Source organism: Pseudomonas fluorescens (assembly GCF_040448305.1).
In the GTDB taxonomy this organism is placed as follows: domain Bacteria; phylum Pseudomonadota; class Gammaproteobacteria; order Pseudomonadales; family Pseudomonadaceae; genus Aquipseudomonas; species Aquipseudomonas fluorescens_BH.
The window spans coordinates 6,182,767-6,207,186 of sequence record NZ_CP148752.1; the positions used below are offsets into that span (position 1 = coordinate 6,182,767).

Genomic DNA, 24,420 nt, shown 5'->3' on the forward strand with positions numbered 1-24,420 from the left:
CTGAACTCCATCAGCTACGCCCCGCGTCCCGCTTCGTTTTTAAGGCCCCTTGCATGTCCGATCCTCGTTATCAGATCGACGTCAGCGTCGTCACCCGCTATCTGTCAGAACAATCGCAACCCGAGCACGACCGCTTTGCCTTCGCCTATACCATCACCGTGCAAAACAATGGCGAAATGCCCGCCAAACTGCTTTCACGGCACTGGGTCATCACCGATGGTGACGGGCATGTCGAAGAAGTGCGCGGCGCAGGCGTGGTAGGCCTGCAGCCCTTGATCGACCCCGGCAAAAGCCACACTTACAGCAGCGGCACGGTCATGACCACCAAGGTCGGCACTATGCAAGGCACCTATCAAATGCTGTCCGACGACGGCAAACATTTCGATGCCATCATCGCGCCCTTCCGCCTGGCGGTGCCCGGAGCCCTGCACTGATGGCAACGTACGCTGTCGGTGACCTGCAAGGCTGCCTTCAAGCCCTGCAATGCCTGCTCAAGCAAGTGGCGTTCGACCCACAACGCGATCGTCTGTGGCTGGTGGGCGACCTGGTCAACCGTGGGCCGCAGTCTCTGGAAACCTTGCGCTTTCTCTACAGCATCCGCGAATCGCTGGTGTGCGTGCTCGGCAACCACGACCTGCACCTGCTGGCGGCCGGACGCAACATCGAACGCCTGAAGAAGGCCGATACCCTGCGCGAGATCATTGAAGCGCCGGATTGCGCCGAACTGCTCGAATGGGTGCGCCAGCAAAAGCTCATGCACTATGACGAACAGCGCAACGTTGCACTGGTCCATGCCGGCATTCCACCCCAATGGTCGCTGCGCAAAGCCTTGAAATATGCTGCCGAAGTCGAGACTGCCTTGCGCGACGACAACCTGTTGCCGCCCTACCTCGATGGCATGTACGGCAACGATCCGGCGAAATGGGACAGCGACCTCAAAGGCGTGACGCGCCTGCGGGTGATCACCAACTATTTCACGCGCATGCGCTTTTGCACCGCCGAAGGCAAACTCGACCTCAAGAGCAAGGAAGGCCTCGATACCGCACCGCCTGGCTACAAGCCCTGGTTCCAGCACAAGGAACGCAAGACCAAGGATCTGAAAATCATCTTCGGTCACTGGGCAGCACTGGAAGGCAACGTCGAAGAGCCGGGTATTTCGGCGCTCGATACAGGCTGTGTCTGGGGCGGCGCCCTGACCCTGATGAACGTCGACAGCTTTGAGCGCCTGTCCTGCAAATGCGACGAACACGGCCATGCCGTGCCGCCAGTCGCCTCATCCATTCTCCAAACATCGCCAGTCAGCGCCCCGCGCTAGACTGCCCATTCAGCCGAGCCACAGGAGCCCGCCATGAGCGAATTCAAACGTATCCCCCCGGAACAGGCCCAGGCCCTGCGCGAACAAGGCGCAGTGGTGGTCGACGTCCGCGACCCGGCCACATTTGCCGCCCTGCACATCGCAGGCTCGAAGCATCTGGACAACCATTCCCTGCACGCCTTCATCCAGGGCGCCGACCTCGATGCACCGACCGTGGTGGTCTGCTATCACGGCAATTCCAGCCAGGGCGCGGCCGCTTACCTGATCAGCCAGGGCTTCTCCGACGTCTACAGCATGGATGGCGGATTCGAGTTGTGGCGTACGACGTATCCTGCGGAAACGGCGCAAGGCACCACTGAATAATTTTTTTGTAACGTTGCAGGCCCCGGCTCCCGCGGGCTGGCGCGGTGGCAGACGAACGGTCTGCCACAACTAATTACGTATCTCGCCTTTACCTGCCGAATTCCCAACTATCCTTAAGCCCAGGCCATCCAAAACAGGGGAGAGCCGGTACACCGGCGCACGGGTCATCGGGAGTAGCTTTCGGAGTAGTCAGCTCCGGGAGAGTTCTGGGGGGTAAACAGCAATCGCCTGTTCGGTTGCTGCCAGCATCGACTGAGTGATCCGGCGTCGGCTCCACGTATCGAGCGAGGTGACGTCATGAGTATCTTTAGCCACTTCCAACAACGCTTCGAGTCCACACGCCAGGAAGAACTCTCTCTGCAAGAGTATCTGGAACTGTGCAAAAAAGACCGCAGCGCCTACGCTTCCGCCGCCGAGCGTCTGCTACTGGCCATCGGTGAACCGGAACTGCTCGACACCTCGACCAACTCGAGACTGTCGCGCATCTTCTCCAACAAGGTCATCCGCCGCTATCCGGCCTTTGAAGACTTCCACGGGATGGAAGAATGCATCGACCAGATCGTGTCGTATTTCCGCCATGCCGCTCAGGGCCTGGAAGAGAAGAAACAGATCCTTTACCTGCTCGGCCCTGTCGGTGGTGGTAAATCGTCCCTGGCCGAGAAGCTCAAGCAACTGATGGAAAAAGTGCCCTTCTATGCCATCAAGGGCTCGCCGGTTTTCGAGTCGCCCCTGGGTCTGTTCAACTCCACTGAAGATGGAGCGATCCTCGAGGAAGACTTCGGCATTCCACGGCGCTACCTCAACACCATCATGTCGCCATGGGCGACCAAGCGCCTGGCCGAATTCGGTGGCGACATCAGTCAGTTCCGCGTGGTGAAACTCTATCCCTCGATCCTCAACCAGATCGCCGTGGCCAAGACCGAACCAGGCGATGAAAACAACCAGGACATCTCGGCACTGGTGGGTAAGGTCGATATCCGCAAACTGGAAGAATTCCCACAGAACGACGCTGATGCATACAGCTACTCGGGCGCACTGTGCCGGTCCAACCAGGGCCTGATGGAATTCGTCGAAATGTTCAAGGCACCGATCAAGGTGCTGCACCCACTGCTGACCGCCACCCAGGAAGGCAACTACAACAGTACCGAAGGCCTCGGCGCGATTCCGTTCACCGGGATCCTGCTGGCGCACTCCAACGAATCGGAGTGGCACACCTTCCGCAACAACAAGAACAACGAAGCCTTCATCGACCGGATCTACATCGTCAAAGTGCCGTACTGCCTGCGGGTCAGTGACGAAGTGAAGATCTACGACAAGCTGCTGTTCAACAGTTCGCTGGCCAAGGCGCATTGCGCGCCGGATACCCTGAAGATGCTGGCCCAGTTCACCGTGCTCTCGCGCCTCAAGGAACCGGAAAACTCCAACATCTACTCGAAGATGCGCGTGTACGACGGCGAGAACCTCAAGGACACCGATCCGAAAGCCAAGTCGATCCAGGAATACCGCGACAATGCGGGCGTCGACGAAGGCATGAACGGCCTCTCGACCCGCTTCGCGTTCAAGATCCTGTCGAAGGTGTTCAACTTCGATCCGCATGAAATTGCCGCCAACCCGGTGCACTTGCTCTACGTGCTGGAACAACAGATCGAGCAGGAACAGTTCCAGGCCGAGACCCGCGAACGCTATCTGCGCTTCCTCAAGGAGTACCTGGCACCGCGTTACATCGAATTCATCGGCAAGGAGATCCAGACTGCCTACCTCGAGTCCTACAGCGAGTACGGCCAGAACATTTTCGATCGTTATGTGCTGTACGCCGACTTCTGGATCCAGGACCAGGAATATCGCGACCCGGAGACCGGCGAGATCCTCAACCGCGTAGCGTTGAACGAAGAACTGGAGAAAATCGAAAAACCGGCCGGCATCAGCAATCCGAAGGACTTCCGCAACGAAATCGTCAACTTCGTCCTGCGCGCCCGGGCCAACAACAACGGCAAGAACCCGACCTGGCTCAGCTACGAAAAACTGCGGGTGGTCATCGAGAAGAAAATGTTCTCCAACACCGAGGACCTGCTGCCAGTCATCAGCTTCAATGCCAAGGCCAGCAAAGAGGACCAGCAGAAACACAACGACTTCGTCACACGAATGGTCGAGCGGGGCTACACCGACAAACAGGTACGACTGCTGTCCGAGTGGTACCTGCGGGTCAGAAAATCACAATAACCCGCTGCCGGTCAGACCGGTTGTCGTCAGCCAGAGGCCTGTGTATGCATTTTCTGTTACACAAGCCTCTGGAAGGTGTTCGAAAGTCGGTAGCGAGTTCAAGCAGCATCCACAGCGCTTGGGGGAGCGTCGTACATCCCTTGGCTCTCAGTCCTATGCTGCATCACCGCTCGCCCCTTTCAGGACAGCTTCTAAGGAGCAGTCATGAGCTATGTGATCGACCGACGTCTCAATGGCAAGAACAAGAGCACGGTGAACCGCCAGCGGTTTCTGCGGCGCTACCGTGATCACATCAAAAAGGCTGTCGAAGAGGCGGTCAGCCGGCGCTCCATTACCGATATGGAACACGGCGAACAAATCAGCATTCCCGGTCGCGACATCGACGAGCCGGTGCTTCACCACGGTCGCGGTGGCAAGCAGACGGTCGTGCACCCGGGCAACAAGGAATTCACCAGCGGCGAACATATCGCCCGTCCACCGGGAGGCGGTGGTGGTCGAGGCCCCGGCAAGGCTGGCAATTCCGGCGAAGGGATGGACGAATTCGTCTTCCAGATCACCCAGGAAGAATTTCTCGAATTCATGTTCGAGGACCTCGAACTGCCCAACCTGGTCAAGCGCAACCTGACCGGCACCGACACCTTCAAGACCGTGCGCGCCGGGATCAGCAACGAGGGCAACCCATCGCGGATCAACATCATCCGCACCCTGCGTTCAGCCCACGCCCGGCGAATCGCCCTGTCCGGCAGCAGCCGGGCAAAACTGCGCGAAGCCAAAGAGGAACTTCTGCGACTCAAGCAGGAAGAACCGGACAACTTCGGCGATATTCAGGAAATCGAAGCAGAAATCGAAAAACTCAGCGCGCGCATTCACCGCATTCCGTTTCTCGACACATTCGACCTCAAGTACAACCTGCTCATCAAACAACCCAACCCCAGTTCCAAGGCCGTGATGTTCTGCCTGATGGATGTGTCCGGCTCGATGACCCAGGCGACCAAGGACATCGCCAAGCGCTTCTTTATCCTGCTGTACCTGTTTCTCAAGCGTAACTACGAAAAGATCGACGTCGTGTTCATCCGCCATCACACCAGCGCCCGCGAAGTGGATGAAGAGGAGTTTTTCTATTCCCGGGAAACCGGCGGCACCATCGTCTCCAGCGCCCTGAAACTGATGCAGGAGATCATGGCCGAGCGTTATCCGAGCAACGAGTGGAACATCTACGCCGCCCAGGCCTCCGACGGTGACAACTGGAACGACGACTCTCCGATCTGCCGCGACATCCTGATCAACCAGATCATGCCATTCGTGCAGTACTACACTTACGTTGAGATCACCCCGCGCGAACACCAGGCCCTGTGGTTCGAGTACGAGCGCATCGCCGAAGCCTTTTCCGACACTTTTGCCCAGCAACAACTGGTCTCGGCCGGGGATATCTATCCGGTCTTCCGTGAACTCTTCCAGCGCAGGTTAGTGACATGACCGCCAAAGAGCAGAAACGCCAACCCATTTCCACCGGCTCCGAATGGACGTTCGAGCTGATCCAGGCCTACGACCGCGAAATCAGTCGTATTGCGGCGGGTTACGCACTCGATACGTACCCCAACCAGATCGAAGTGATCACCGCCGAACAGATGATGGACGCCTACGCCTCGGTCGGTATGCCGCTGGGTTATCACCACTGGTCCTACGGCAAGCACTTCCTCAGCACCGAAAAGTCCTACACCCGCGGCCAGATGGGGCTGGCGTACGAGATCGTGATCAACTCCGACCCCTGCATCGCCTACCTGATGGAAGAAAACACCATCTGCATGCAGGCGCTGGTGGTGGCGCATGCCTGCTACGGGCACAACAGCTTTTTCAAAGGCAACTACCTGTTCCGCACCTGGACTGACGCCAGTTCGATCATCGACTACCTGGTGTTTGCCAAGCAGTACATCATGCAGTGCGAAGAGCGCCACGGTATCGACGCGGTCGAGGACCTGCTCGACTCCTGCCATGCGCTGATGAACTATGGTGTCGACCGCTACAAACGCCCCTATCCGATCTCCGCGGAAGAAGAACGTCGCCGGCAAAAGGACCGGGAAGAACACCTACAGAAACAGATAAACGATCTGTGGCGCACCATTCCCAAGGGCGCGGACAAGTACAGCGACAAGGACAACGCACGCTTCCCCGCCGAACCTCAGGAAAATATCCTGTATTTCATTGAAAAACACGCGCCGCTGCTGGAGCCATGGCAGCGGGAAATCGTGCGCATCGTGCGCAAGATCGCCCAGTATTTTTATCCACAGCGCCAGACCCAGGTGATGAACGAGGGCTGGGCCACGTTCTGGCACTACACCTTGATGAACGACCTGTACGACGAAGGCCTGGTCACCGACGGCTTCATGATGGAGTTCCTGACATCCCACACCAGCGTGGTCTTTCAGCCGGGCTTCGACAGCCCTTACTACAGCGGAATCAACCCCTACACTCTCGGGTTTGCCATGTACCGGGACATCCGGCGCATGTGCGAAGAACCTACGGAAGAAGATTACCGCTGGTTCCCGGACATCGCCGGTACCGACTGGCTGGCAGCCATCAAGTTCGCCATGAGCAGCTTCAAGGATGAGAGCTTCATCCTGCAGTACCTGTCGCCCAAGGTGATCCGCGACCTGAAGCTGTTCAGCATTCTCGATGACGACCAGAAGGACGACCTGCTGGTGCCCGCCATTCACGACGAAGGAGGCTACCGCATCATCCGTGAAACCCTCGCGGCACAGTACAACCTGGGCAATCGCGAGCCCAACGTGCAGATCTACAGCATCGACCGGCGTGGTGACCGCTCCCTGACCCTACGCCACCAGCAACACGACCGTAAACCGCTGGGAGAGTCCACCGAGGAAGTACTCAAGCACTTGCACCGCCTCTGGGGTTTCGACATTCACCTGGAAACCCTGCAGGGCGATCAGGTCATGAAAACCCATCATGTGCCGCCCAGAAGCGAGCACAGCGAAGGCGATTACGGCCGCCTGGACTTGGCCGTCATCCATCTTTGATCCGGTTTGTGCCTCCGAAAGCTCGATGCAACGGTTATCCTGTCGAGCTAACGGAGGTTTTTTATGCGGATTTATAAAGTCGGTGGTGCGGTACGTGATCGCCTGCTGGGCAAACCGGTTACCGATATCGACTGGGTCGTGGTCGGCGCGACGACCGAAGAGATGCTCGCCAAGGGCTTTCGCCCGGTGGGCGCGGATTTCCCGGTGTTCCTTCATCCCAAAAGCGGTGAGGAATACGCCCTCGCCCGCACCGAGCGCAAAAGCGGGCGCGGTTACGGCGGGTTCACTTTTCACGCCAGCCCTGAAGTCACCCTCGAAGAAGACCTGATCCGTCGCGACCTGACCATCAATGCCATGGCCGAAGACGATCAGCAGAACCTGACCGACCCGTACCACGGCCAGCGCGACCTCGAAGCACGCCTGCTTCGCCACGTTTCCCCGGCATTTGCCGAAGATCCGCTCCGGGTCCTGCGTGTTGCCCGCTTCGCGGCGCGCTACGCGACGCTGGGTTTTACCGTCGCCCCGGAAACCCTGGCGCTGATGCGCCAACTCAGCGAGTCAGGCGAGCTTGAAGCACTGACCCCGGAGCGCAGCTGGAAGGAAATTTCCCGCGCCCTGATGGAGGATCAGCCACAGGTGTTTGTCGAGGTTCTACGCGCATGTGGCGCACTCAAGGTGCTGATGCCCGAGGTCGACGCGCTATTTGGCGTACCGCAACCACCCGCCCACCACCCGGAAATCGATACAGGCGCACATACCCTGAGCGTGTTGCAGCAAGCAGCACAACACAAACAGCCGCTGACCGTGCGTTGGGCGTGTCTGCTGCATGACCTGGGCAAAGGCCTGACACCAGAGGAAGAATGGCCGCGACACATTGCCCATGAGTTCAAAGGCCTGAAGCTGATCAAAGCGGTCAATGAACGCTTCAAGGCGCCGAGAGACTGCCAGGAACTGGCGATGCTGGTGGGCGAGTATCACACCCACGGGCATCGCGCCTTTGAGCTGAAGCCATCGACACTGCTGGAATTACTGCAAAGCTTCGACATTTACCGTCGCCCACAGCGGTTCGAGGAGTTCATCGCGGCATGCGAGATGGATGCGCGAGGACGCAAAGGGCTGGAAGAAAGAAGTTATCCACAGACAGATTATTTGCGCGGCGCGGCAACTGCTGCTCGTAGCGTGGCGGTTCAGCCGTTGCTGGAGAAAGGCTTCAAGGGGCCGGAACTGGGGGAGGAGATCAAGCGCGAGCGGCTAAAAGCCTTGAAAGCCTACAAAGAGACCGCGTCGATCTGAAAAGCTTCGCGAGCAGGCTCGCTCCCACAGGTTTACGCCAACCCTGTGGGAGCGAGCCTGCTCGCGAAGACGTCAGTAAGGTCACAACAAATCTGAAGGTGTCAGCTGCTCACCGCGCCATTCGAAAGCCACCGGTGCCAGCACTTGATTGATCTGCGATTCCGCCCACAAGGTGGCGAAACTTTTACCCACACCCGGGTGCACTCGATCCGGCGCAATCAACGACAACGGCCACAAAACGAACGCATTTTTCAGAATTTCTGCCCGCGGCAAGATCAAGCCATCGAAGTTGCCCACCAGATCACCGAACAACAACACGTCGATATCCAGCGGTAAACCTCGGCGATCCGGTGCGTAACGACCATTATCCGCCTCGATGAACTTAAGTCGACGATCAAGCTCCATCAGCGGCAGATCGGTATACGCCGACACCACGAAATTGAAGAACGGCCCGCTCTTGATGCCCACCGGCTGGCTTTCGAACACCGCCGAACAGCGGATATCGACGAGGAATGCCGCCAATGCATCGAGCCCCGCCCGCAAATGGGCTTCACGCTCGATATTGCTACCGAGCCCGAGGTACACCTGAGTCAGCGACATCCGCGCTCGATCTCCACGCCCACACCGCCGGTGGCAGCCGGAACGGCGCCGGGCTTGGTCAGCTTCAGGCGCATCCAGGTGATCTTGAATTCGCTCATCAGCACTTCAACCAGGCGCTCGGCAAAGGTTTCCACCAGCTGGAATTGCGCCTGCTCGGCAAACGCCTGGATGCGCGAGGAAACACTGGCGTAGTCGAGCGCCAGGGTCAGGTCATCACCGGCTGCGGCCGGGCGATTATCCCAGGCGAAGCTCAGGTCAAGACGCAAGCACTGTCGGATGCCTCGTTCCCAGTCGTAGGCACCAATCACCGTGTCGACTTCCAGGCCCTCGATAAACACTCTGTCCAAGCACTTCTCTCCGCTACACGACAAGGGCGCAATGCGCCGTTAGAATCAGGGCTTCCTCGCCCGGAATAGTTAGCATGTTTTGGTTATTGGCGATCCTCGCCTACCTGCTCGGCTCTCTGTCCTTTGCCATTTTGCTCAGCCGCCTGACCGGTAACCCCGATCCGCGAATGAGTGGTTCGGGCAATGCCGGTGCCACCAACATGTTGCGCCTGGCCGGCAAGAAACTCGCCATCCTGACCCTGCTCGGCGACCTTTGCAAAGGCCTGCTGCCGGTACTGATTGCGCGCCTTGCGGGCCTTTCGCAGCAGGAACAGGCCTGGATCGGAGTCTATGCCGTCATCGGCCATCTGTTTCCGTTGTATTTCCGCTTTCGCGGCGGCAAGGGTGTCGCCACCGCTGCCGGCATGTTGCTGGGACTGTACCCGCCCGCAGCCCTTCTGGCGGTCTGCGCCTGGCTCTTGACGTTCTACCTGACCCGCACCAGCTCCCTGGCCGCCCTCATCGCCACACCGCTGACCCTGCCTTTGCTGGCCTGGCAAGAACCGGCCGCCCTGCTGCCCATGAGCGCACTCACCGGGCTGATCGTCTGGCGTCATCGAGGCAATCTACGCGACCTGTTTGCCGGGCGCGAACGGCATTTCTAGCAGCCGGACATGAGCACCGCTCATCACAATGCCGACAACTGCTCCATCGGCCAGCGCGCCTGCACGCTGATCGCCAGGCTTTCCTGCTGACCGGCCTGCAATCGCTGGCAGCCGGCAAAGGCGATCATTGCGCCATTATCGGTGCAGAACTCAGGGCGCGCATAAAACACGTCGCCCTTCATGTCGCCGAGCATCTTCTCCAAAGAAGAGCGCAACGCCTTGTTGGCGCTGACGCCTCCAGCGATCACCAGGCGCCTCATTCCTGCCTGCTTGAGGGCACGCTTGCACTTGATGGTCAAAGTCTCCACCACGGCCTGCTGGAACGCCAGCGCGATGTCGCAACGGGCTTGTTCGCCGTCGTCCCCGGCGCTGACGCACTGCTGCCAGGTGTTCAACGCAAAGGTTTTCAGGCCACTGAAGCTGAAATCCAGGCCCGGACGGTCGCACATCGGACGCGGGAAGACGAAACGCCCTGCAACGCCCTGTTCTGCAAGGCGAGCGATCTCCGGTCCGCCCGGATAATTGAGGCCCATCATCTTGGCCGTCTTGTCGAAAGCCTCGCCAGCGGCGTCATCCAGGGTCTCGCCCAGGAGCGTGTACTGACCGATTCCGTCGACCTGAACCAGTTGCGTATGACCACCCGACACCAACAAAGCGACGAACGGAAATTCCGGCGGTTGCGGCTCCAGCATCGGCGCCAGCAAATGGCCTTCCATGTGATGCACGCCGAGGGCCGGAATGCCCCAGGCAAAGGCCAGCGCCTGAGCGCAGGAAGCCCCTACCAGCAAGGCACCGACCAGGCCAGGACCCGCGGTGTAGGCGATCGCATCGATCTCGGTCGGCACGCAGTCGGCCTCGGCCAACACCTGACGAATCAAGGGCAGCATGCGTTTGACATGATCGCGCGAAGCCAGCTCCGGCACCACGCCACCATAGGCACGGTGCAGGTCGATCTGACTGAACAATGCGTCGGCCAGCAGGCCGCGTTCACTGTCATATAATGCGACACCGGTTTCGTCGCAGGAGGTTTCTAATCCCAGTACTAGCATGGGTTTGCGCCTTGTTTAGGCTGAATTCGAAGGCGCGCATAATAGTCGTCGCGTGATGCCCCGACCAGCGGTTTTCGATCAGAGGCTTTGCATTCCGAGCGTTGAGGGGTTAACATCCGCAACCCTTAAAAACCGACGTCTTCAAGTGCTCTTTTGCCGCGAGGATGTTGACCCCGGTAATGAATGAAGGTAGCTCTGGATGCCAGCCGTCAAAGTAAAAGAGAACGAACCCTTCGACGTAGCTCTGCGTCGTTTCAAGCGCTCCTGCGAAAAAGCCGGTGTACTGGCTGAAGTTCGTAGCCGCGAATTTTACGAGAAGCCAACTTCTGAGCGTAAGCGCAAAGCAGCAGCCGCTGTTAAGCGTCACGCCAAGAAAGTTCAGCGCGAACAGCGCCGCGCCGTTCGTCTGTACTAATACACAGACGATCGTAGCAAGCTTCTGCCAAGCCCGGCCCTCAGCCGGGCTTATGGCATTTGCGTAAAACGCTTGATGCTTCACTGTCAAAGCCGCAGACGCGACCGAGACAAATCTGCTTCACCGCGTCAGACCTGGCTCTTTTGCCAGCGGTGCACGTCTTTTCTGACGAGCCTTTCAAGGCTACTGACGAGCACACCCACTGATTCCTCTCACGACGATCAGCCCAAGGCACCTGCTTGCGTGCCAGATGATGAGCTATCCGGGGCCTATGATTGGCCATAGCGGATTCAGCGCAACACATTCAAACAGCCGAATACTGATTGGCATTAACGTCAGTGGATTTTCGGCAGATACACTTCCCGACAGCGATTACGCAGACGACACTGGTCGAGCCGCACACTTTGCGCGCCTCAAACAATGACCGCGTTCGATCACCGTACGTTACGGGATCCTTTCAGCGCAGATGACGAGAACGCCATGGCCGGGCTAATTCCCCAGAGCTTCATTGACGACCTTCTGAACCGCACCGACATCGTCGATGTGGTCAGCTCGCGCTTGCAATTGAAAAAGGCCGGCAAGAACCACACCGCCTGCTGCCCGTTCCACAAGGAAAAGACTCCGTCGTTCAGCGTCAGCCCCGACAAGCAGTTCTATTACTGCTTCGGCTGCGGCGCTGGCGGCAACGCCCTCGGCTTCATCATGGACCACGACAACCTGGATTTCGTCCAGGCTGTCGAAGAACTGGCCAAAGCCGCGGGCATGGAAATCCCCCGCGAAGAAAGCGGCCGCCCGCACAAACCGCGACAGCCAACCGATTCGCCGCTGTATCCGCTACTCAGCGCCGCTGCCGACTTTTATCGCCAGGCCCTGAAAAGCCACCCATCGCGCAAGGCCGCCGTGGAATACCTGAAAGGTCGCGGGCTGACCGGCGAAATCGCCCGGGACTTCGGCCTGGGTTTCGCTCCGCCTGGCTGGGACAACCTGTTCAAGCACTTGAGCAGCGATACCCTGCAACAAAAAGCCATGATCGATGCCGGCCTGCTGATCGAAAACGCCGAAAGCGGTAAACGCTACGACCGCTTCCGCGACCGCGTGATGTTTCCGATCCGCGACAGTCGCGGGCGCGTCATCGCCTTCGGCGGCCGGGTATTGGGCGACGACAAGCCGAAATACCTGAACTCCCCGGAAACTCCGGTTTTCCATAAAGGCCAGGAACTCTACGGCCTGTACGAAGCGCGCAAAACCAACCGCAACCTCGACGAGATCATCGTCGTCGAGGGTTACATGGACGTCATTGCCCTGGCCCAGCAAGGCCTGCGCAACGCCGTCGCGACCCTGGGCACCGCTACCAGCGAGGAACACCTCAAGCGGCTGTTTCGCGTCGTGCCCAGCGTGCTGTTCTGCTTCGACGGCGACCAGGCTGGCCGCAATGCGGCATGGCGAGCACTGGAGGCGACACTCTCGAGCCTGCAGGACGGTCGTCGCGCACGCTTTCTGTTCCTGCCCGAAGGCGAGGACCCGGACACTCTGGTCCGCTCCGAAGGCACCGACGCCTTTCGTGCCCGAATCAACCAGCACGCGCAGCCATTGGCGGATTATTTCTTCCAGCAGCTGACCGAGGAAGCCGATCCGCGCTCGCTCGAAGGCAAGGCCCACATGGCTACCCTCGCCGCACCGTTGATCGATAAAGTCCCCGGGGCCAACCTGCGCATCCTGATGCGTCAGCGCCTGAGCGAAATCACCGGCCTGAGCGGCGAAGCCGTGAGTCAGCTGGTCCAAAGCGCCCCACAGGAAGCCCCACCGGCCTACGATCCGGGCATCGATTACGACGCGATGCCTGATTACAGCGACTATCATCAGCCGCAGGCGCAGGAAATGTATGTGCCGCAGCAGGAATGGACGCCGAAGAAGCCCGGTGCAGGAGGCAAGAAATGGGACAAGAAACCTTGGGACAAAAATGGCAAACGTGGCGGTGATCGCGATCAACCTCGCGCCCCGCGGGTGCCTGCCGCTGTAGAGCCGCCAACCCTCGCCGCTTTGCGCACGCTGCTGCATCACCCGCAGCTGGCCGAAAAAGTCGAGGATGCCGGGCACTTTGCCGCCGAGGATCACACCAACACGCAATTGCTGGTGGCGCTGCTCGAAGCCGTGCAAAAGAATCCCAAGCTAAACTCAATTCAGTTGATCGCGCGCTGGCATGGCACGGAGCAAGGTCGCTTGCTCAAGGCCCTGGCGGAAAAGGAATGGCTGATAGAGGGAGACAACCTTGAACAACAGTTTTTCGACACCATAACTAGCTTGTCAGCGCGCCAACGCGAGCGAAACCTGGAACAACTTCTCAGGAAAGCACGTCAAAGCGAACTGAGCAGTGACGAGAAAAATCAACTGCGCGACCTATTAAGTCGCAATGTTTCCGCATCAAACCCGACCTCAACTGGCGCGTGAGGTCATAGCTCAGGTATAATCCTCGGCTTGTTTTTTGCCCGCCAAGACCTTCAGTGGATAGGGTGTTATGTCCGGAAAAGCGCAACAGCAGTCTCGTATCAAAGAGTTGATCACACTTGGTCGTGAGCAGGGCTACCTGACTTACGCGGAGGTCAACGACCACCTGCCGGAGGATATTTCAGATCCGGAACAGGTGGAAGACATCATCCGCATGATTAACGACATGGGGATCAACGTATTCGAGGTTGCGCCAGATAAGGATTCCCTTATGCTGGCCGACGCCGATACCGACGAAGCCGCGGCCGAAGAGGCAGCTGCTGCGTTGGCAGCGGTCGAGACCGACATTGGTCGCACTACCGACCCGGTGCGCATGTACATGCGCGAAATGGGAACCGTAGAGCTCCTCACACGTGAAGGCGAAATTGAAATCGCCAAGCGTATTGAAGAGGGCATCCGTGAAGTGATGAGCGCAATCGCGCACTTCCCTGGCACGGTTGATCATATTCTCTCCGAGTACACCCGCGTCACCACCGAAGGTGGTCGCCTGTCTGACGTCCTGAGCGGTTATATCGACCCGGACGACGGCATCGCGCCGCCTGCGGCAGAAGTGCCGCCGCCGATCGACGCGAAAGCCGCTAAAGCGGATGACGACTCCGAGGACGATGACGCCGAAGCCTCCGATGACGAGGAAGAAGCCGAAAGCGGTCCGGATCCGATCATCGCCGCCCAGCGTTTCGGCGCTGTCGCCGATCAGATGGAAATCACCCGCAAGGCGCTGAAAAAGCACGGTCGCAACAACAAGGCAACAATTGCCGAGCTGTTGGCCCTGGCCGAGCTGTTCATGCCGATCAAACTGGTGCCGAAGCAATTCGAAGGCCTGGTCGAGCGTGTTCGCAGTGCCCTGGATCGCCTGCGTCAGCAAGAGCGCGCAATCATGCAGCTCTGCGTTCGTGATGCACGCATGCCGCGTGCCGACTTCCTGCGCCAGTTCCCGGGCAACGAAGTCGACGAAAGCTGGAGTGACGCCCTGGCCAAAGGCAAAGGCAAATACGCTGAAGCCATTGGTCGTCTGCAGCCGGACATCATCCGTTGCCAGCAGAAGCTGACCGCGCTGGAAACCGAAACCGGCTTGACCATCGCTGAAATCAAGGACATCAACCGTCGCATGTCGATCGGTGAGGCCAAGGCCCGCCGCGCGAAGAAAGAGATGGTTGAAGCCAACTTGCGTCTGGTGATCTCGATCGCCAAGAAGTACACCAACCGTGGCCTGCAATTCCTCGATCTGATCCAGGAAGGCAACATCGGCTTGATGAAAGCGGTAGACAAGTTCGAATACCGTCGCGGCTACAAGTTCTCGACTTATGCCACCTGGTGGATCCGTCAGGCGATCACTCGCTCGATCGCCGACCAGGCCCGCACCATCCGTATTCCGGTGCACATGATCGAGACGATCAACAAGCTCAACCGCATTTCCCGCCAGATGCTGCAGGAAATGGGTCGCGAACCGACCCCGGAAGAGCTGGGCGAACGCATGGAAATGCCTGAGGACAAGATCCGCAAGGTATTGAAGATCGCTAAAGAGCCGATCTCCATGGAAACCCCGATCGGTGATGACGAAGACTCCCACCTGGGTGACTTCATCGAAGACTCGACCATGCAGTCGCCAATCGATGTTGCAACCGTTGAGAGCCTTAAAGAAGCGACTCGCGAAGTACTGTCCGGCCTCACTGCCCGTGAAGCCAAGGTACTGCGCATGCGCTTCGGTATCGACATGAATACCGACCACACCCTCGAAGAGGTTGGTAAGCAGTTCGACGTGACCCGTGAGCGGATTCGTCAGATTGAAGCCAAGGCGCTGCGCAAGCTGCGCCACCCGACGAGAAGCGAGCACCTGCGCTCCTTCCTCGACGAGTGATCACAGAACCCCCGGCCCAGGCCGGGGGTTTTGCTTTGTACAGATTAAATCCCCCCGTTTCCCCCCTCCGCCCAGTAGCCGTCTACACTCGAAACATTCCCCCGAGCCATAACGAGACCGTTATGCCCAGACTGCCGACCGTGCTTTTTTTGCTGTCGCTGATGACCTGGACCGCAACGGCTGGCGCTCTGACTCTCACTGACGATGAACGTAGCTGGCTGGCGGCTCACCCGGAATTGCGCCTGGGTGTCGATGCTTCGTGGCCGCCCTTCGAGTTTCGTGACGATGAGGGCCGCTACCAGGGCCTTGCCGCGGATTACATCGAGGTCATCCGCAAAAGGCTGGCAACCCGGCTCACGCCCATCGAGCCGGTGAGCTGGACCGCCGTCCTGGAACAAGCCAAAAAGGGCAAGCTGGACCTGCTGCCGGGCATCATGTCGACCCCTGAACGCCAGAAATACCTGTCGTTCACTCGCCCCTATCTGGATTTTCCGATTGTCATCCTGGCCCATGTCGGGGGCCCCCAGCCACATAACCTGAAAGACCTGTACGGCCTGAAAATCGCCGTGGTGGAAAACTACGCCCCCCACGAACTGCTGCGCACCCACCATCCCGACTTGAACCTGGTGGCGATGCCCAACGTCAGTTCGGCGCTGCAGGCGCTGGCCACCGACGAAGTAGACGCCGTGGTAGGCGATCTGGCTTCCAGCGTCTGGAGCCTGCGCCAACTCAAGCTCGATGGGTTGTATGTCAGCGGTGAAACCCCCTATCGCTATCAACTGGCCATGGGTGTACCCCGCGGCAACAAGATGCTGGTCGGCATTCTCGACAAAGTCCTGGCGGACATGAGCCCCGCTGAAATCAGCGCCATTCAGGAGCATTGGGTCGGCAACGTCCTCGATCATCGAACTTTCTGGAATGACCTGTTGGTGTATGGCCTGCCCGGATTGCTGCTGCTGACTATCGTGCTGGCGGTGGTTATCCGCATCAACCGCCGCTTGAGCTCGGAAATCGCCCGCCGGGTAGACCTTGAACAGGAACTGCGCAGCAGCGAATACCACTACCGTGGCCTGGTGGAGAGCCTGTCGGCCATCGCCTGGGAAGCAAAAGTCACCGACTTCACCTACAGCTATGTATCGCCCCACGCCGAAGACCTTCTCGGTTATCCCCTGTCCCATTGGCTGATTCCGGGCTTCTGGCGCAACATCATTCACCCCGCCGACCTGACCCGCGCCCAGACCTTCCGCGATCACGAAGTACTGGCCGGGCGCGATCACCGACTCGATTACCGGGTGATCACCGCCGACGGCCGCTGCCTGTGGGTGCGCGATATCGTCAGCCTGATCGAACACGGGCATGAGCCGGTTCTGCGCGGGTTGATGATCGATATCACCGACGCCAAGCGCACCGAAGAAGCATTGCGCCTGTCGGAACAGAAATTCGCATCCGTGTTCCAGCAATGCCCGGACATGCTGGTGATCGCGCGCCTGAGCGACGGCTGCCTGCTGGAAGTCAACGAAGCGTTCGAAGAACAGATCGGCCTCAAGGCCGAGGACGTCATTGGCCAGACCGCCACCAACCTGAACATCTGGGGGATTCCCGGTGTTGGGCCGGGCCTGTTGCAACGCTTGCAGGCCGGCAGCATCCGCAACCTGGAAATGCCCTTTCGTCGTAGCAACGGCCAGGTGTTTACCGGCCTGATCTCCGCCGAACCGTTCAACCTCGACATGACACCGGCGCTGGTGGTCGTGGTGCGGGACATCACCCAGCTCAAGGAAACCCAGCAACAGCTGCAAACTTCCGAAGAAAAATTCGCCAAGGCCTTCCACGCCTCTCCCGACGGCTTGCTGCTGTCTCGGCAAAGTGATGGCTTGCTGTTGGAGGTCAACGATGGTTTTAGCCGCATCACCGGGTTCAACAGCGCCATGTCGGTGGATCGTTCGGCGCTGGACCTGGGAATCTGGGTCAACCTCAATGAACGCAAGCAAATGCTCGACTTGCTGCACCGCGACGGCTTTGTCCGCGACTTCAGCTGCCATATCCGCCGCAGCGACGGGCAGATCCGCCTCTGTGAAGTGTCCAGCCGTCCGCTGCCGATTGGCGATGAAGACTGCATGCTGACCATCGCCCGGGACATCACCGAGCGGCACCTGATGCAGGAAAAACTGCAACAGGCCGCCACCGTGTTCGAAAGCACCGCCGAAGGCGTGTTGATCACCGATACCCAACAGCACATCAGCGCGGTCAACCGCGCGTTCACCGAAATCACCGGTTACAGCGAAAACGAAGCCCTGGGCCACACGCCACGCCTGCTCGCCTCAGGCCTGCATGACAGTGCGTTCTACGCGGCCATGTGGCATCAATTGACCGCCGAAGGTCATTGGCAGGGCGAGATTTCCAATCGGCGCAAGAATGGCGAACTATATCCGAGCTGGCTGACCATCAGTGCCGTGCGCAACCGCGACAAGTTCATCACCCACTTTGTCGCGGTGTTCGCCGACATTTCCAGCCTCAAGCATGCCCAGGCCAAACTCGACTACCAGGCGCACCACGACCCGCTGACCGGCCTGCCGAACCGCACGCTGTTCGAAAGCCGTTTGCTGACGGCGCTCAACAACCAACAGGAAAACGGTGGCCAGGGCGCCGTGCTGTTCCTCGACCTTGACCGCTTCAAACACATCAACGACAGCCTCGGCCACCCGGTCGGCGACTTGCTGCTCAAGGGCATTGCCGTGCGCCTCAAGGAGCAGTTGCGTGACATCGACACCGTAGCGCGCCTGGGGGGTGACGAATTCATCATTCTATTGCCGGGCCTGCAACAATCCAGCGATGCCGACCACATCGCCACCAAATTGCTCAATTGTTTCGCCGCGCCGTTCCAGGCTGGCGAACACGAGTTTTTCATCAGCGCCAGTATCGGCACCAGCCTCTATCCGAAGGATGGCTGCGACGTTGCCACACTGATCAAGAACGCCGACGCCGCGATGTACCGCTCCAAGGCCAAGGGCCGCAACCGCGTCGAAAGCTACACCCGCGACCTCACTGCCCAGGCCAGCGAACGCGTGGCGCTGGAACACGAACTGCGCCGCGCCATCGAACGCAACGAGTTGCACCTGTGCTACCAACCGAAAATCAGCCTCGTGGACTACAGCCTGGTCGGCGCCGAAGCCCTGATCCGCTGGCGCCATCCGACGTTTGGCGACGTGCCGCGGGAACACTTCATCCCGCTGGCTGAAGAAAACGGCATGATCCTGCAAATCGGCGACTGGGTCCTGGAAACCGCCTGCCGGCAGATGGCCGAATGGCACCGGCTGTACGACAGTCCCGGCCCGCTGTCGGTCAACCTTGCCGGCGCCCAATTGCGCCAACCCAATCTGCTGGGCCGTATCGAACAGTTGCTCAAGGACAACGGCCTCAACCCCGGTTTCCTGCAACTGGAAATCACCGAAAACTTCATCATGAGCCAGGCCGAGGAAGCGCTGGCGGTGCTGCATCAACTCAAAAAACTGGGCGTGCAACTGGCCATCGATGACTTCGGTACCGGTTACTCGTCCCTGAGCTACCTCAAGCGCCTGCCACTGGACATCCTCAAGATCGACCAGTCCTTCGTCCGCGGCCTGCCGGACGATCCCCACGATGCGGCGATCGTACGCGCCATCATCGCGCTCGGACGCAGCATGCCATTCACCGTGATTGCCGAAGGGGTCGAGACCCTGGCGCAACAGCAATTCCTCGCTGCCGAGGGCTGTGAACAAATCCAGGGCTACATCGTCAGCCTGCCCCTGCCCCCCGACGAATTTGCCGCGACGTTTCTTCGTACAACCGTATTAGATTTTTCGGATAGCACAGCTGCGAAACCATCGCTATAATCCGCGACCTACTGAGGGCCTATAGCTCAGTTGGTTAGAGCAGAGGACTCATAATCCTTTGGTCCACGGTTCAAGTCCGTGTGGGCCCACCAAACAAGAAAGCCGCGCATTGCGCGGCTTTTGCGTATCTGAATAGCCCGAAACAGTAGAGCCATTTTTTAAATCGTTCAGTTGGCAAAGTTTTCGATCTTTACCTGGCCCTCGGGGAAGGTGGCGATGATTTCCAGCTCGCCACCCATGGCGCGGATGTAGTTGCGCAAAGTACTGATGTACATATCCGTTCGCCGCTCCATCTTGGAGATCGCCGCCTGGTTGACATGCAGCGTCCTGGCCAGAGTGTCCTGACTCAACGCTTGCGCCTGGCGCAACTCGTGCAGCGGCATTTGTTCTCGTAGCTTCTGATGCAAGGCCTCAACACGCGCTTTAGACTCTGGAGAGCGACGTGCCACCAAATCAGCAAATTTTTTAGCCATTGTCATAGCCCTCTTTCTTCAATGTTTCCAAGTGCTCGTCGTAGAGACGTTCGGCCAGTGGCACGTGTTCCGTATACCAACGCTCCTGGCCGGTTTTATCACCGCCAATCAGCAGAATCGCGCTGCGCCGTGGATCAAACGCGTACAGCACACGGTACGGCCTGCCAGCGTGCTGCACCCTTAACTCACGAAGGTTGCCATGCCGTGAACCCTTGATATCGCTGGTATGTGGAAAACCCAAGTGTGGGCCATCCTCGCCCAGCAACATCACCGTGGCCTGAACCGAGTCCTGTTCGGCCTCGTTCAGGTGATCCCACCAGGCCTCAAATTCATCCGTGTATTCGACGTCCCATTTCATACAAATATGCCACCAAAGGAATATAACCTCAAAGGAATAAATGTATGAGCTTCAGAGGTGCCCAACCACCCTGATTCCTCTGTCAATTGTTAACGATGGTTACTGGTAGAGGGTTTGCCGTTTCGCCAATTGCTTCAGCGCCCTCATGACAACGCGGGAACCAGGCGTTTGGCTCAACTACTCAGAGGATGCACCGGCCTGGAAAATCGCTCGTTGCGCCAGTCTTCGTTTACAGAGGGTGTCGCAATATCGGATGACGTCCGTAAACCTTGTAGGCAAACTCCGAATCTTGCTTTTGGGCACTTTGCTGCCTTGTTGCGCTTTTCTTCGACGGGATAGTCTCCGGACGTCGCTGACCATTCAGCGATCGGGCTTGGAAACCCGTCGAACCGCTACGCAATAGCGCCCAATCAAGACTGCAGACGTTTTTACGACTGCAATCCTGTGTCATGGCAGCTGTGCGTGGGACGTCTTCGGGCGTGCCGGTTTCTCTGGTTCCCGGTTTTCCAACCTGCGCACAGCTGCCACCCATTCGCTTGGAAACGAAAGTGGCGGCTCCTTGAATAACCAGGAGTAATCTCATGAGTAAAACGGATTCGCACGCACCCTCAGAACTAAAAACCGTCGGCTTCACACCCTTCCTGTATCTCTCGAATCAGCCGCTGTTCCACGTCTGTCGCGACGTCCCCATCGCCGACGCCCTGGCCCAAGCCTCCGACCTGCTGTTCCTCGCCAAATCCCTGACCGTCGATGCCGCCTACGCCCAAGACTCCGACCGTCACGCCTGGGCTGCGCACTACCTGACGACGATGAGCAAAGCGGTGATTGATGATGTAGTGAAGGTGCTGACGCGAAGGCCCGTTCAGGCGGCGACGAACGCCAAAGACTAGCGGCGGCTCAACTCTCGAAAACACGCCTCGATTTTTCGGGGCTTCCAATGCTTATAGACGGAATAGCCTGCACCGCCCGCAGCCGTTCCAGCATCTGCCCCGTCAACACAACCTCATACGTATCAGCCGCCCGCCCCCATTGCTCCACAAGGGCCATGCCGTCCACCAGCGCCGCCGCCAATTCGGCAATCGTCCCGGCCTGATCTTCGATAATTCCTTGAGTCCGAACCCACAGCCGATCAGTCATCGCTTCAAGCTGCGCCGCTATGCGCTCACCCGACGCTGGATCAGTATCCGGGCAGGCGATGTTGCGCAGCAGGTGCTGAAGCTCCCTGATTTTTGCGTAATCCTGTTCCGCCCCCTGCTCGCCTTTGAGGATGGCGGTGGCTTTGGGCTTGTCGACGCGTTTTGCGGCTGAAGGTTTTGAAGGCAGGGTCTGCGCCATTGCGCCAGCCAGGAGCACCATCATTCGGGCTTCCAGATGTTCCTTCATGGCTTCTATCGACGAAATGGAGCGCACCAAGGTAATGGAGGCCCCTCCCTGGTACCGCAGTTCCTTGGTCACTGTCAGGGTCACGCCGCCCGTTTCAAATCCCAGGGCGCGGGCCACCACGTAGTGCCCCATTTCGTGATGGGCGATCTGCAATGCACGGTCCCGTACAGCAGCAGGCAGCTTCGTTGTCATGTTCTTCGCCCCGCGTCCTCTACTGCCTCAATCCTAGCCGATTTCCATACACGCCCTTTCGCCCTACAAAAAGCCGCGCAATGGCGCGGCTTTTCTGACTCAAGCTTCAGCCCTTATTCGGGCAAAGCGTAGGCAATCACATAATCCCCACGATCCGTCGACTGACGCGCACCGCCCACCGTGAGCAGGATGTACTGCCTTCCGGTTTTCGGTGAAACGTAAGTCATCGGCCCGGACTGGCTGCCCACCGGCAAACGCGATTTCCAGATTTCGTTGCCGTTGCCGGTATCGAAGGCGCGCAGATAGAAGTCCTGGGTGCCGGCGAAGAACAGCAGGCCCGACTGGGTGGCCAGCGATGCGCCGAGGGTCGGCATGCCGATCGGGATCGGCAGGTGCATGCGGATGCCCAGCGGGCCGGTGTCCTGCACGGTGCCGACCGGAACTTGCCACATCAGCTTGTGGGTTTTGAGGTCGATGGCCGACATGGTGCCGAACGGTGGTTTCTGGCACGGAATGCCGACCGCCGAGAGGAAGCGTTCGCGCATGGCGCCGAACGGTGTGCCTTCCTGCGGTACCACGCCCATTTCGATACCGCTGGCCCCGGCTTTGATCTTGTCGCGCGGGATCATGTAGTTGGCCAGGCCCAGGCGCATGTCGTTGACGAACATGTAGTGGGTGTTCGGATCAACCGAGACGCTGCCCCAGTTCATGCCGCCCAGCGAGCCCGGGAATTGCAGGGCGCGATCCATGCCCGGCGGGGTGTAGACGCCTTCGTGGCGCATGCCTTTGAACTGAATGCGGCACATCAACTGGTCAAACGGCGTGGCGCCCCACATGTCGAATTCGCTCAGGGTCTTGTTGCCGATTGACGGCATGTCCACCGAGAACGGCTGGGTTGGCGAGTAACGTTCGCCGGGCACCTTGCCTTGCGGCACCGGGCGCTCTTCGACGCGGGCAATCGGCACGCCGGTTTCGCGGTTGAGCAGGAAGATCTCGCCCTGCTTGGTGACTTGCGCCAGGGCTGGCTGGGTGCCGCCCTTGTCGTCCGGCACGTCGTACAGCAGCGGCTGTGCAGGCAGGTCGAAGTCCCACAGGTCGTGGTGCGTGGTCTGGAAGTGCCAGCGTACCTGGCCGGTCTTCACATCGATGGCGACGATGGACGAGCTCCACTTGTCGTCGAACTCGGTGCGTTGACCGGCGAAGAAGTCCGGGGTGGCGTTGCCGGTTGGCAAGTAAACCAGACCGAGCCTGGCGTCGTAGGACATGGCCGACCAGACGTTCGGCGTACCACGGGTATAGGTCTCTCCGGCCGGTGGACGTTTGGTGGTGTTCGGGTTGCCCGGATCCCATGCCCATACCAGTTCACCGCTACGCACGTCGTAGGCACGGACCACGCCCGGCGGTTCGCCGGTGGAGTAGTTATCGGCCACGCGGCCGCCGACGATCACCACGCTCCCTGCGACCAATGGGGTCGAGGTTTGCTGGTAGTAACCGGGCTTCACGTCGCCCATGTCAGTGGTCAGGTCAACGGTGCCCTTGTTGCCGAATTCTTCGCAGGGCTTGCCGGTGTCGGCATTGATGGCAATCAGGCGCGCATCGCCGGTCGGCAGAAACAGACGTTTCGTACAGGCGGTTGGCTGATTGTCCGCAGACACCGGGGTCTCGGAATAGCCCAGGCCACGGCAACGCTGCCAGTTGGGCGCAGTGCCTTGCGGGTCGAACTTCCAGCGCTGGGCGCCGGTGTCGGCATCCAGGGCGAAGACTTTGCCGTAGGCGGTGCAGATGTAGACCGTGTCACCGATTTGCAGTGGGGTGTTCTGGTCTTCAGCGCCGGCACCGGTGCTTTGCGGGATGTCGCCGGTGCGGAAGGTCCAGGCGACCTGCAACTTGTCGATGTTGCCCTTGGTGATCTGGTCCAGCGCGGCAAAGCGGTTGCCGGCGGTGGTGTTGCCCCAGTGGGCCCAATCTTTCTGTTCGGTGCCTGGAGTGACCGGCGTTACCGCAGGTTCGGTGGTGGCCTTGACCACGTGGGTCGGCACGAACATGTAGGCCATCGTCGCAACGACGCCCACGCCCAGAATGCCAGCCAGACCGTAGGCGCCACGCCCGCCGGTCGCGCCTGAAGCGCGGACCAGGGTCGGATAGATCAACGCCACAACCAGACCGATCACGGCGAAGGTCAGCACCCGCGAGACCAGCGGCCAGTACTCGAGACCGGTGTCCCAAACAGCCCAGATCGCGGTGAGGATCAACGCCACACCATACAGCCAGGCGCCGAACGGCTTGCGCCGGGCAATCATCAACCCGGACGCCAGCATCGCCAGCCCCATCAACAGGAAATACCAGCTGCCACCCAGCGCGATCAGATAACCACCGCCACCGGCCAGGCCGAGCCCGATCAGTGCAATCAGCACACCCAGCCCCGCCAGCAACCACTTGCTGCCGGCGGCAGCCCCAGAATTGTTCATGTCGGAAATTTTCCCCATTTGTGACAAGGGCGG

20 protein-coding genes and 1 tRNA gene are annotated in these 24,420 nt (G+C 59.3%); 14 read left to right on the forward strand and 7 right to left on the reverse strand.

Annotation, left to right across the window (positions count from 1 at the left end):
• Nucleotides 1–53: 53 nt before the first annotated feature.
• The 7 genes from apaG (at nt 54) to WHX55_RS28295 (ending at nt 8,226) form a co-directional block, all read left to right on the forward strand.
• Entirely contained in the window at nt 54–434 is a 381-nt protein-coding gene (apaG, locus tag WHX55_RS28265) for a Co2+/Mg2+ efflux protein ApaG (protein ID WP_353741682.1), read from the forward strand.
• Entirely contained in the window at nt 434–1,315 is an 882-nt protein-coding gene (locus WHX55_RS28270; RefSeq protein WP_150725198.1) for a symmetrical bis(5'-nucleosyl)-tetraphosphatase, read from the forward strand. The genes apaG and WHX55_RS28270 overlap by 1 nt, the downstream gene beginning before the upstream one ends.
• A gap of 33 nt (nt 1,316–1,348) precedes the next feature.
• On the forward strand, nt 1,349–1,678 hold the full coding sequence (glpE, locus tag WHX55_RS28275; protein ID WP_008051614.1) for a thiosulfate sulfurtransferase GlpE: 330 nt from the start codon (nt 1,349–1,351) through the stop codon (nt 1,676–1,678).
• 297 nt (nt 1,679–1,975) lie between these two features.
• Complete coding sequence (locus WHX55_RS28280) at nt 1,976–3,898, forward strand: PrkA family serine protein kinase (RefSeq protein WP_007982655.1); 1,923 nt, start codon at nt 1,976–1,978, stop codon at nt 3,896–3,898.
• A 204-nt stretch (nt 3,899–4,102) separates the two neighbouring features.
• Nucleotides 4,103–5,374: a YeaH/YhbH family protein gene (locus WHX55_RS28285; RefSeq protein WP_007993202.1), complete on the forward strand. Its 1,272-nt coding sequence runs from the start codon at nt 4,103–4,105 to the stop codon at nt 5,372–5,374.
• The gene (locus WHX55_RS28290; RefSeq protein ID WP_150756413.1) at nt 5,371–6,933 is read left to right on the forward strand and encodes a SpoVR family protein; all 1,563 of its coding nucleotides are present in this window, start codon (nt 5,371–5,373) and stop codon (nt 6,931–6,933) included. Before WHX55_RS28285 ends, WHX55_RS28290 begins: the two co-directional genes overlap by 4 nt.
• A 63-nt stretch (nt 6,934–6,996) precedes the next feature.
• The gene (locus WHX55_RS28295; protein ID WP_353741683.1) at nt 6,997–8,226 is read left to right on the forward strand and encodes a multifunctional CCA addition/repair protein; all 1,230 of its coding nucleotides are present in this window, start codon (nt 6,997–6,999) and stop codon (nt 8,224–8,226) included.
• Between the two features lie 81 nt (nt 8,227–8,307).
• Here WHX55_RS28295 and folK read toward each other — a convergent pair whose 3' ends face one another.
• Together folK and folB are read right to left on the reverse strand one after the other, a co-directional pair.
• The gene (gene folK / locus WHX55_RS28300; RefSeq protein WP_150725195.1) at nt 8,308–8,826 is read right to left on the reverse strand and encodes a 2-amino-4-hydroxy-6-hydroxymethyldihydropteridine diphosphokinase; all 519 of its coding nucleotides are present in this window, start codon (nt 8,824–8,826) and stop codon (nt 8,308–8,310) included.
• Entirely contained in the window at nt 8,817–9,173 is a 357-nt protein-coding gene (folB, locus tag WHX55_RS28305) for a dihydroneopterin aldolase (protein ID WP_008051601.1), read from the reverse strand. The genes folK and folB overlap by 10 nt, the downstream gene beginning before the upstream one ends.
• A gap of 74 nt (nt 9,174–9,247) precedes the next feature.
• Here folB and plsY point away from each other — a divergent pair, with 74 nt between their 5' ends.
• The gene (gene plsY / locus WHX55_RS28310; protein WP_008051600.1) at nt 9,248–9,817 is read left to right on the forward strand and encodes a glycerol-3-phosphate 1-O-acyltransferase PlsY; all 570 of its coding nucleotides are present in this window, start codon (nt 9,248–9,250) and stop codon (nt 9,815–9,817) included.
• A gap of 23 nt (nt 9,818–9,840) precedes the next feature.
• Here the strand turns inward: plsY and tsaD are convergent, their stop codons facing one another.
• Nucleotides 9,841–10,866 (reverse strand): tRNA (adenosine(37)-N6)-threonylcarbamoyltransferase complex transferase subunit TsaD, encoded by a 1,026-nt coding sequence (gene tsaD / locus WHX55_RS28315; protein ID WP_150756412.1) that lies wholly within the window; start codon nt 10,864–10,866, stop codon nt 9,841–9,843.
• A gap of 199 nt (nt 10,867–11,065) precedes the next feature.
• Here tsaD and rpsU point away from each other — a divergent pair, with 199 nt between their 5' ends.
• The 5 genes from rpsU to WHX55_RS28340 all read left to right on the forward strand — a co-directional run bounded on the left by rpsU (nt 11,066) and on the right by WHX55_RS28340 (nt 19,605).
• Nucleotides 11,066–11,281, forward strand: a complete 216-nt coding sequence (gene rpsU, locus WHX55_RS28320) for a 30S ribosomal protein S21 (protein ID WP_002551877.1) — start codon at nt 11,066–11,068, stop codon at nt 11,279–11,281.
• A gap of 480 nt (nt 11,282–11,761) precedes the next feature.
• A complete protein-coding gene (gene dnaG / locus WHX55_RS28325; protein WP_150725193.1) occupies nt 11,762–13,729 on the forward strand; it encodes a DNA primase in 1,968 nt (655 codons plus the stop codon).
• A 67-nt stretch (nt 13,730–13,796) separates the two neighbouring features.
• Entirely contained in the window at nt 13,797–15,644 is a 1,848-nt protein-coding gene (rpoD, locus tag WHX55_RS28330; RefSeq protein WP_150725191.1) for an RNA polymerase sigma factor RpoD, read from the forward strand.
• Nucleotides 15,645–15,766: 122 nt separating this feature from the next.
• On the forward strand, nt 15,767–19,513 hold the full coding sequence (locus tag WHX55_RS28335) for an EAL domain-containing protein (protein ID WP_353741684.1): 3,747 nt from the start codon (nt 15,767–15,769) through the stop codon (nt 19,511–19,513).
• A gap of 15 nt (nt 19,514–19,528) precedes the next feature.
• Nucleotides 19,529–19,605: transfer RNA gene (locus WHX55_RS28340), tRNA-Ile, on the forward strand.
• Between the two features lie 75 nt (nt 19,606–19,680).
• Here WHX55_RS28340 and WHX55_RS28345 read toward each other — a convergent pair.
• On the reverse strand, nt 19,681–19,986 hold the full coding sequence (locus WHX55_RS28345; protein ID WP_150725189.1) for an XRE family transcriptional regulator: 306 nt from the start codon (nt 19,984–19,986) through the stop codon (nt 19,681–19,683).
• Nucleotides 19,979–20,344 (reverse strand): type II toxin-antitoxin system RelE/ParE family toxin, encoded by a 366-nt coding sequence (locus WHX55_RS28350; protein ID WP_150756409.1) that lies wholly within the window; start codon nt 20,342–20,344, stop codon nt 19,979–19,981. Before WHX55_RS28350 ends, WHX55_RS28345 begins: the two co-directional genes overlap by 8 nt.
• A gap of 581 nt (nt 20,345–20,925) precedes the next feature.
• Here WHX55_RS28350 and WHX55_RS28355 point away from each other — a divergent pair.
• Nucleotides 20,926–21,234 carry a DUF3077 domain-containing protein gene (locus tag WHX55_RS28355; RefSeq protein ID WP_150756408.1) on the forward strand — a complete coding sequence of 103 codons (309 nt, stop codon included), beginning with the start codon at nt 20,926–20,928 and terminating at the stop codon, nt 21,232–21,234.
• Between the two features lie 7 nt (nt 21,235–21,241).
• Here the strand turns inward: WHX55_RS28355 and WHX55_RS28360 are convergent, their stop codons facing one another.
• Complete coding sequence (locus WHX55_RS28360) at nt 21,242–21,919, reverse strand: peptidase M41 (RefSeq protein ID WP_353741685.1); 678 nt, start codon at nt 21,917–21,919, stop codon at nt 21,242–21,244.
• Between the two features lie 113 nt (nt 21,920–22,032).
• Complete coding sequence (locus WHX55_RS28365; protein ID WP_353741686.1) at nt 22,033–24,387, reverse strand: glucose/quinate/shikimate family membrane-bound PQQ-dependent dehydrogenase; 2,355 nt, start codon at nt 24,385–24,387, stop codon at nt 22,033–22,035.
• Nucleotides 24,388–24,420: the final 33 nt, after the last annotated feature.

Coding starts and splice junctions, on each gene's coding strand:
- apaG (WP_353741682.1), top strand. CDS start 54: ATGTCCGATCCTCGTTATCAGATCGACGTCAGCGTCGTCACCCGCTAT.
- WHX55_RS28270 (WP_150725198.1), top strand. CDS start 434: ATGGCAACGTACGCTGTCGGTGACCTGCAAGGCTGCCTTCAAGCCCTG.
- glpE (WP_008051614.1), top strand. CDS start 1,349: ATGAGCGAATTCAAACGTATCCCCCCGGAACAGGCCCAGGCCCTGCGC.
- WHX55_RS28280 (WP_007982655.1), top strand. CDS start 1,976: ATGAGTATCTTTAGCCACTTCCAACAACGCTTCGAGTCCACACGCCAG.
- WHX55_RS28285 (WP_007993202.1), top strand. CDS start 4,103: ATGAGCTATGTGATCGACCGACGTCTCAATGGCAAGAACAAGAGCACG.
- WHX55_RS28290 (WP_150756413.1), top strand. CDS start 5,371: ATGACCGCCAAAGAGCAGAAACGCCAACCCATTTCCACCGGCTCCGAA.
- WHX55_RS28295 (WP_353741683.1), top strand. CDS start 6,997: ATGCGGATTTATAAAGTCGGTGGTGCGGTACGTGATCGCCTGCTGGGC.
- folK (WP_150725195.1), bottom strand. CDS start 8,826: ATGTCGCTGACTCAGGTGTACCTCGGGCTCGGTAGCAATATCGAGCGT.
- plsY (WP_008051600.1), top strand. CDS start 9,248: ATGTTTTGGTTATTGGCGATCCTCGCCTACCTGCTCGGCTCTCTGTCC.
- tsaD (WP_150756412.1), bottom strand. CDS start 10,866: ATGCTAGTACTGGGATTAGAAACCTCCTGCGACGAAACCGGTGTCGCA.
- rpsU (WP_002551877.1), top strand. CDS start 11,066: ATGCCAGCCGTCAAAGTAAAAGAGAACGAACCCTTCGACGTAGCTCTG.
- dnaG (WP_150725193.1), top strand. CDS start 11,762: ATGGCCGGGCTAATTCCCCAGAGCTTCATTGACGACCTTCTGAACCGC.
- rpoD (WP_150725191.1), top strand. CDS start 13,797: ATGTCCGGAAAAGCGCAACAGCAGTCTCGTATCAAAGAGTTGATCACA.
- WHX55_RS28335 (WP_353741684.1), top strand. CDS start 15,767: ATGCCCAGACTGCCGACCGTGCTTTTTTTGCTGTCGCTGATGACCTGG.
- WHX55_RS28345 (WP_150725189.1), bottom strand. CDS start 19,986: ATGGCTAAAAAATTTGCTGATTTGGTGGCACGTCGCTCTCCAGAGTCT.
- WHX55_RS28350 (WP_150756409.1), bottom strand. CDS start 20,344: ATGAAATGGGACGTCGAATACACGGATGAATTTGAGGCCTGGTGGGAT.
- WHX55_RS28355 (WP_150756408.1), top strand. CDS start 20,926: ATGAGTAAAACGGATTCGCACGCACCCTCAGAACTAAAAACCGTCGGC.
- WHX55_RS28360 (WP_353741685.1), bottom strand. CDS start 21,919: ATGACAACGAAGCTGCCTGCTGCTGTACGGGACCGTGCATTGCAGATC.
- WHX55_RS28365 (WP_353741686.1), bottom strand. CDS start 24,387: ATGAACAATTCTGGGGCTGCCGCCGGCAGCAAGTGGTTGCTGGCGGGG.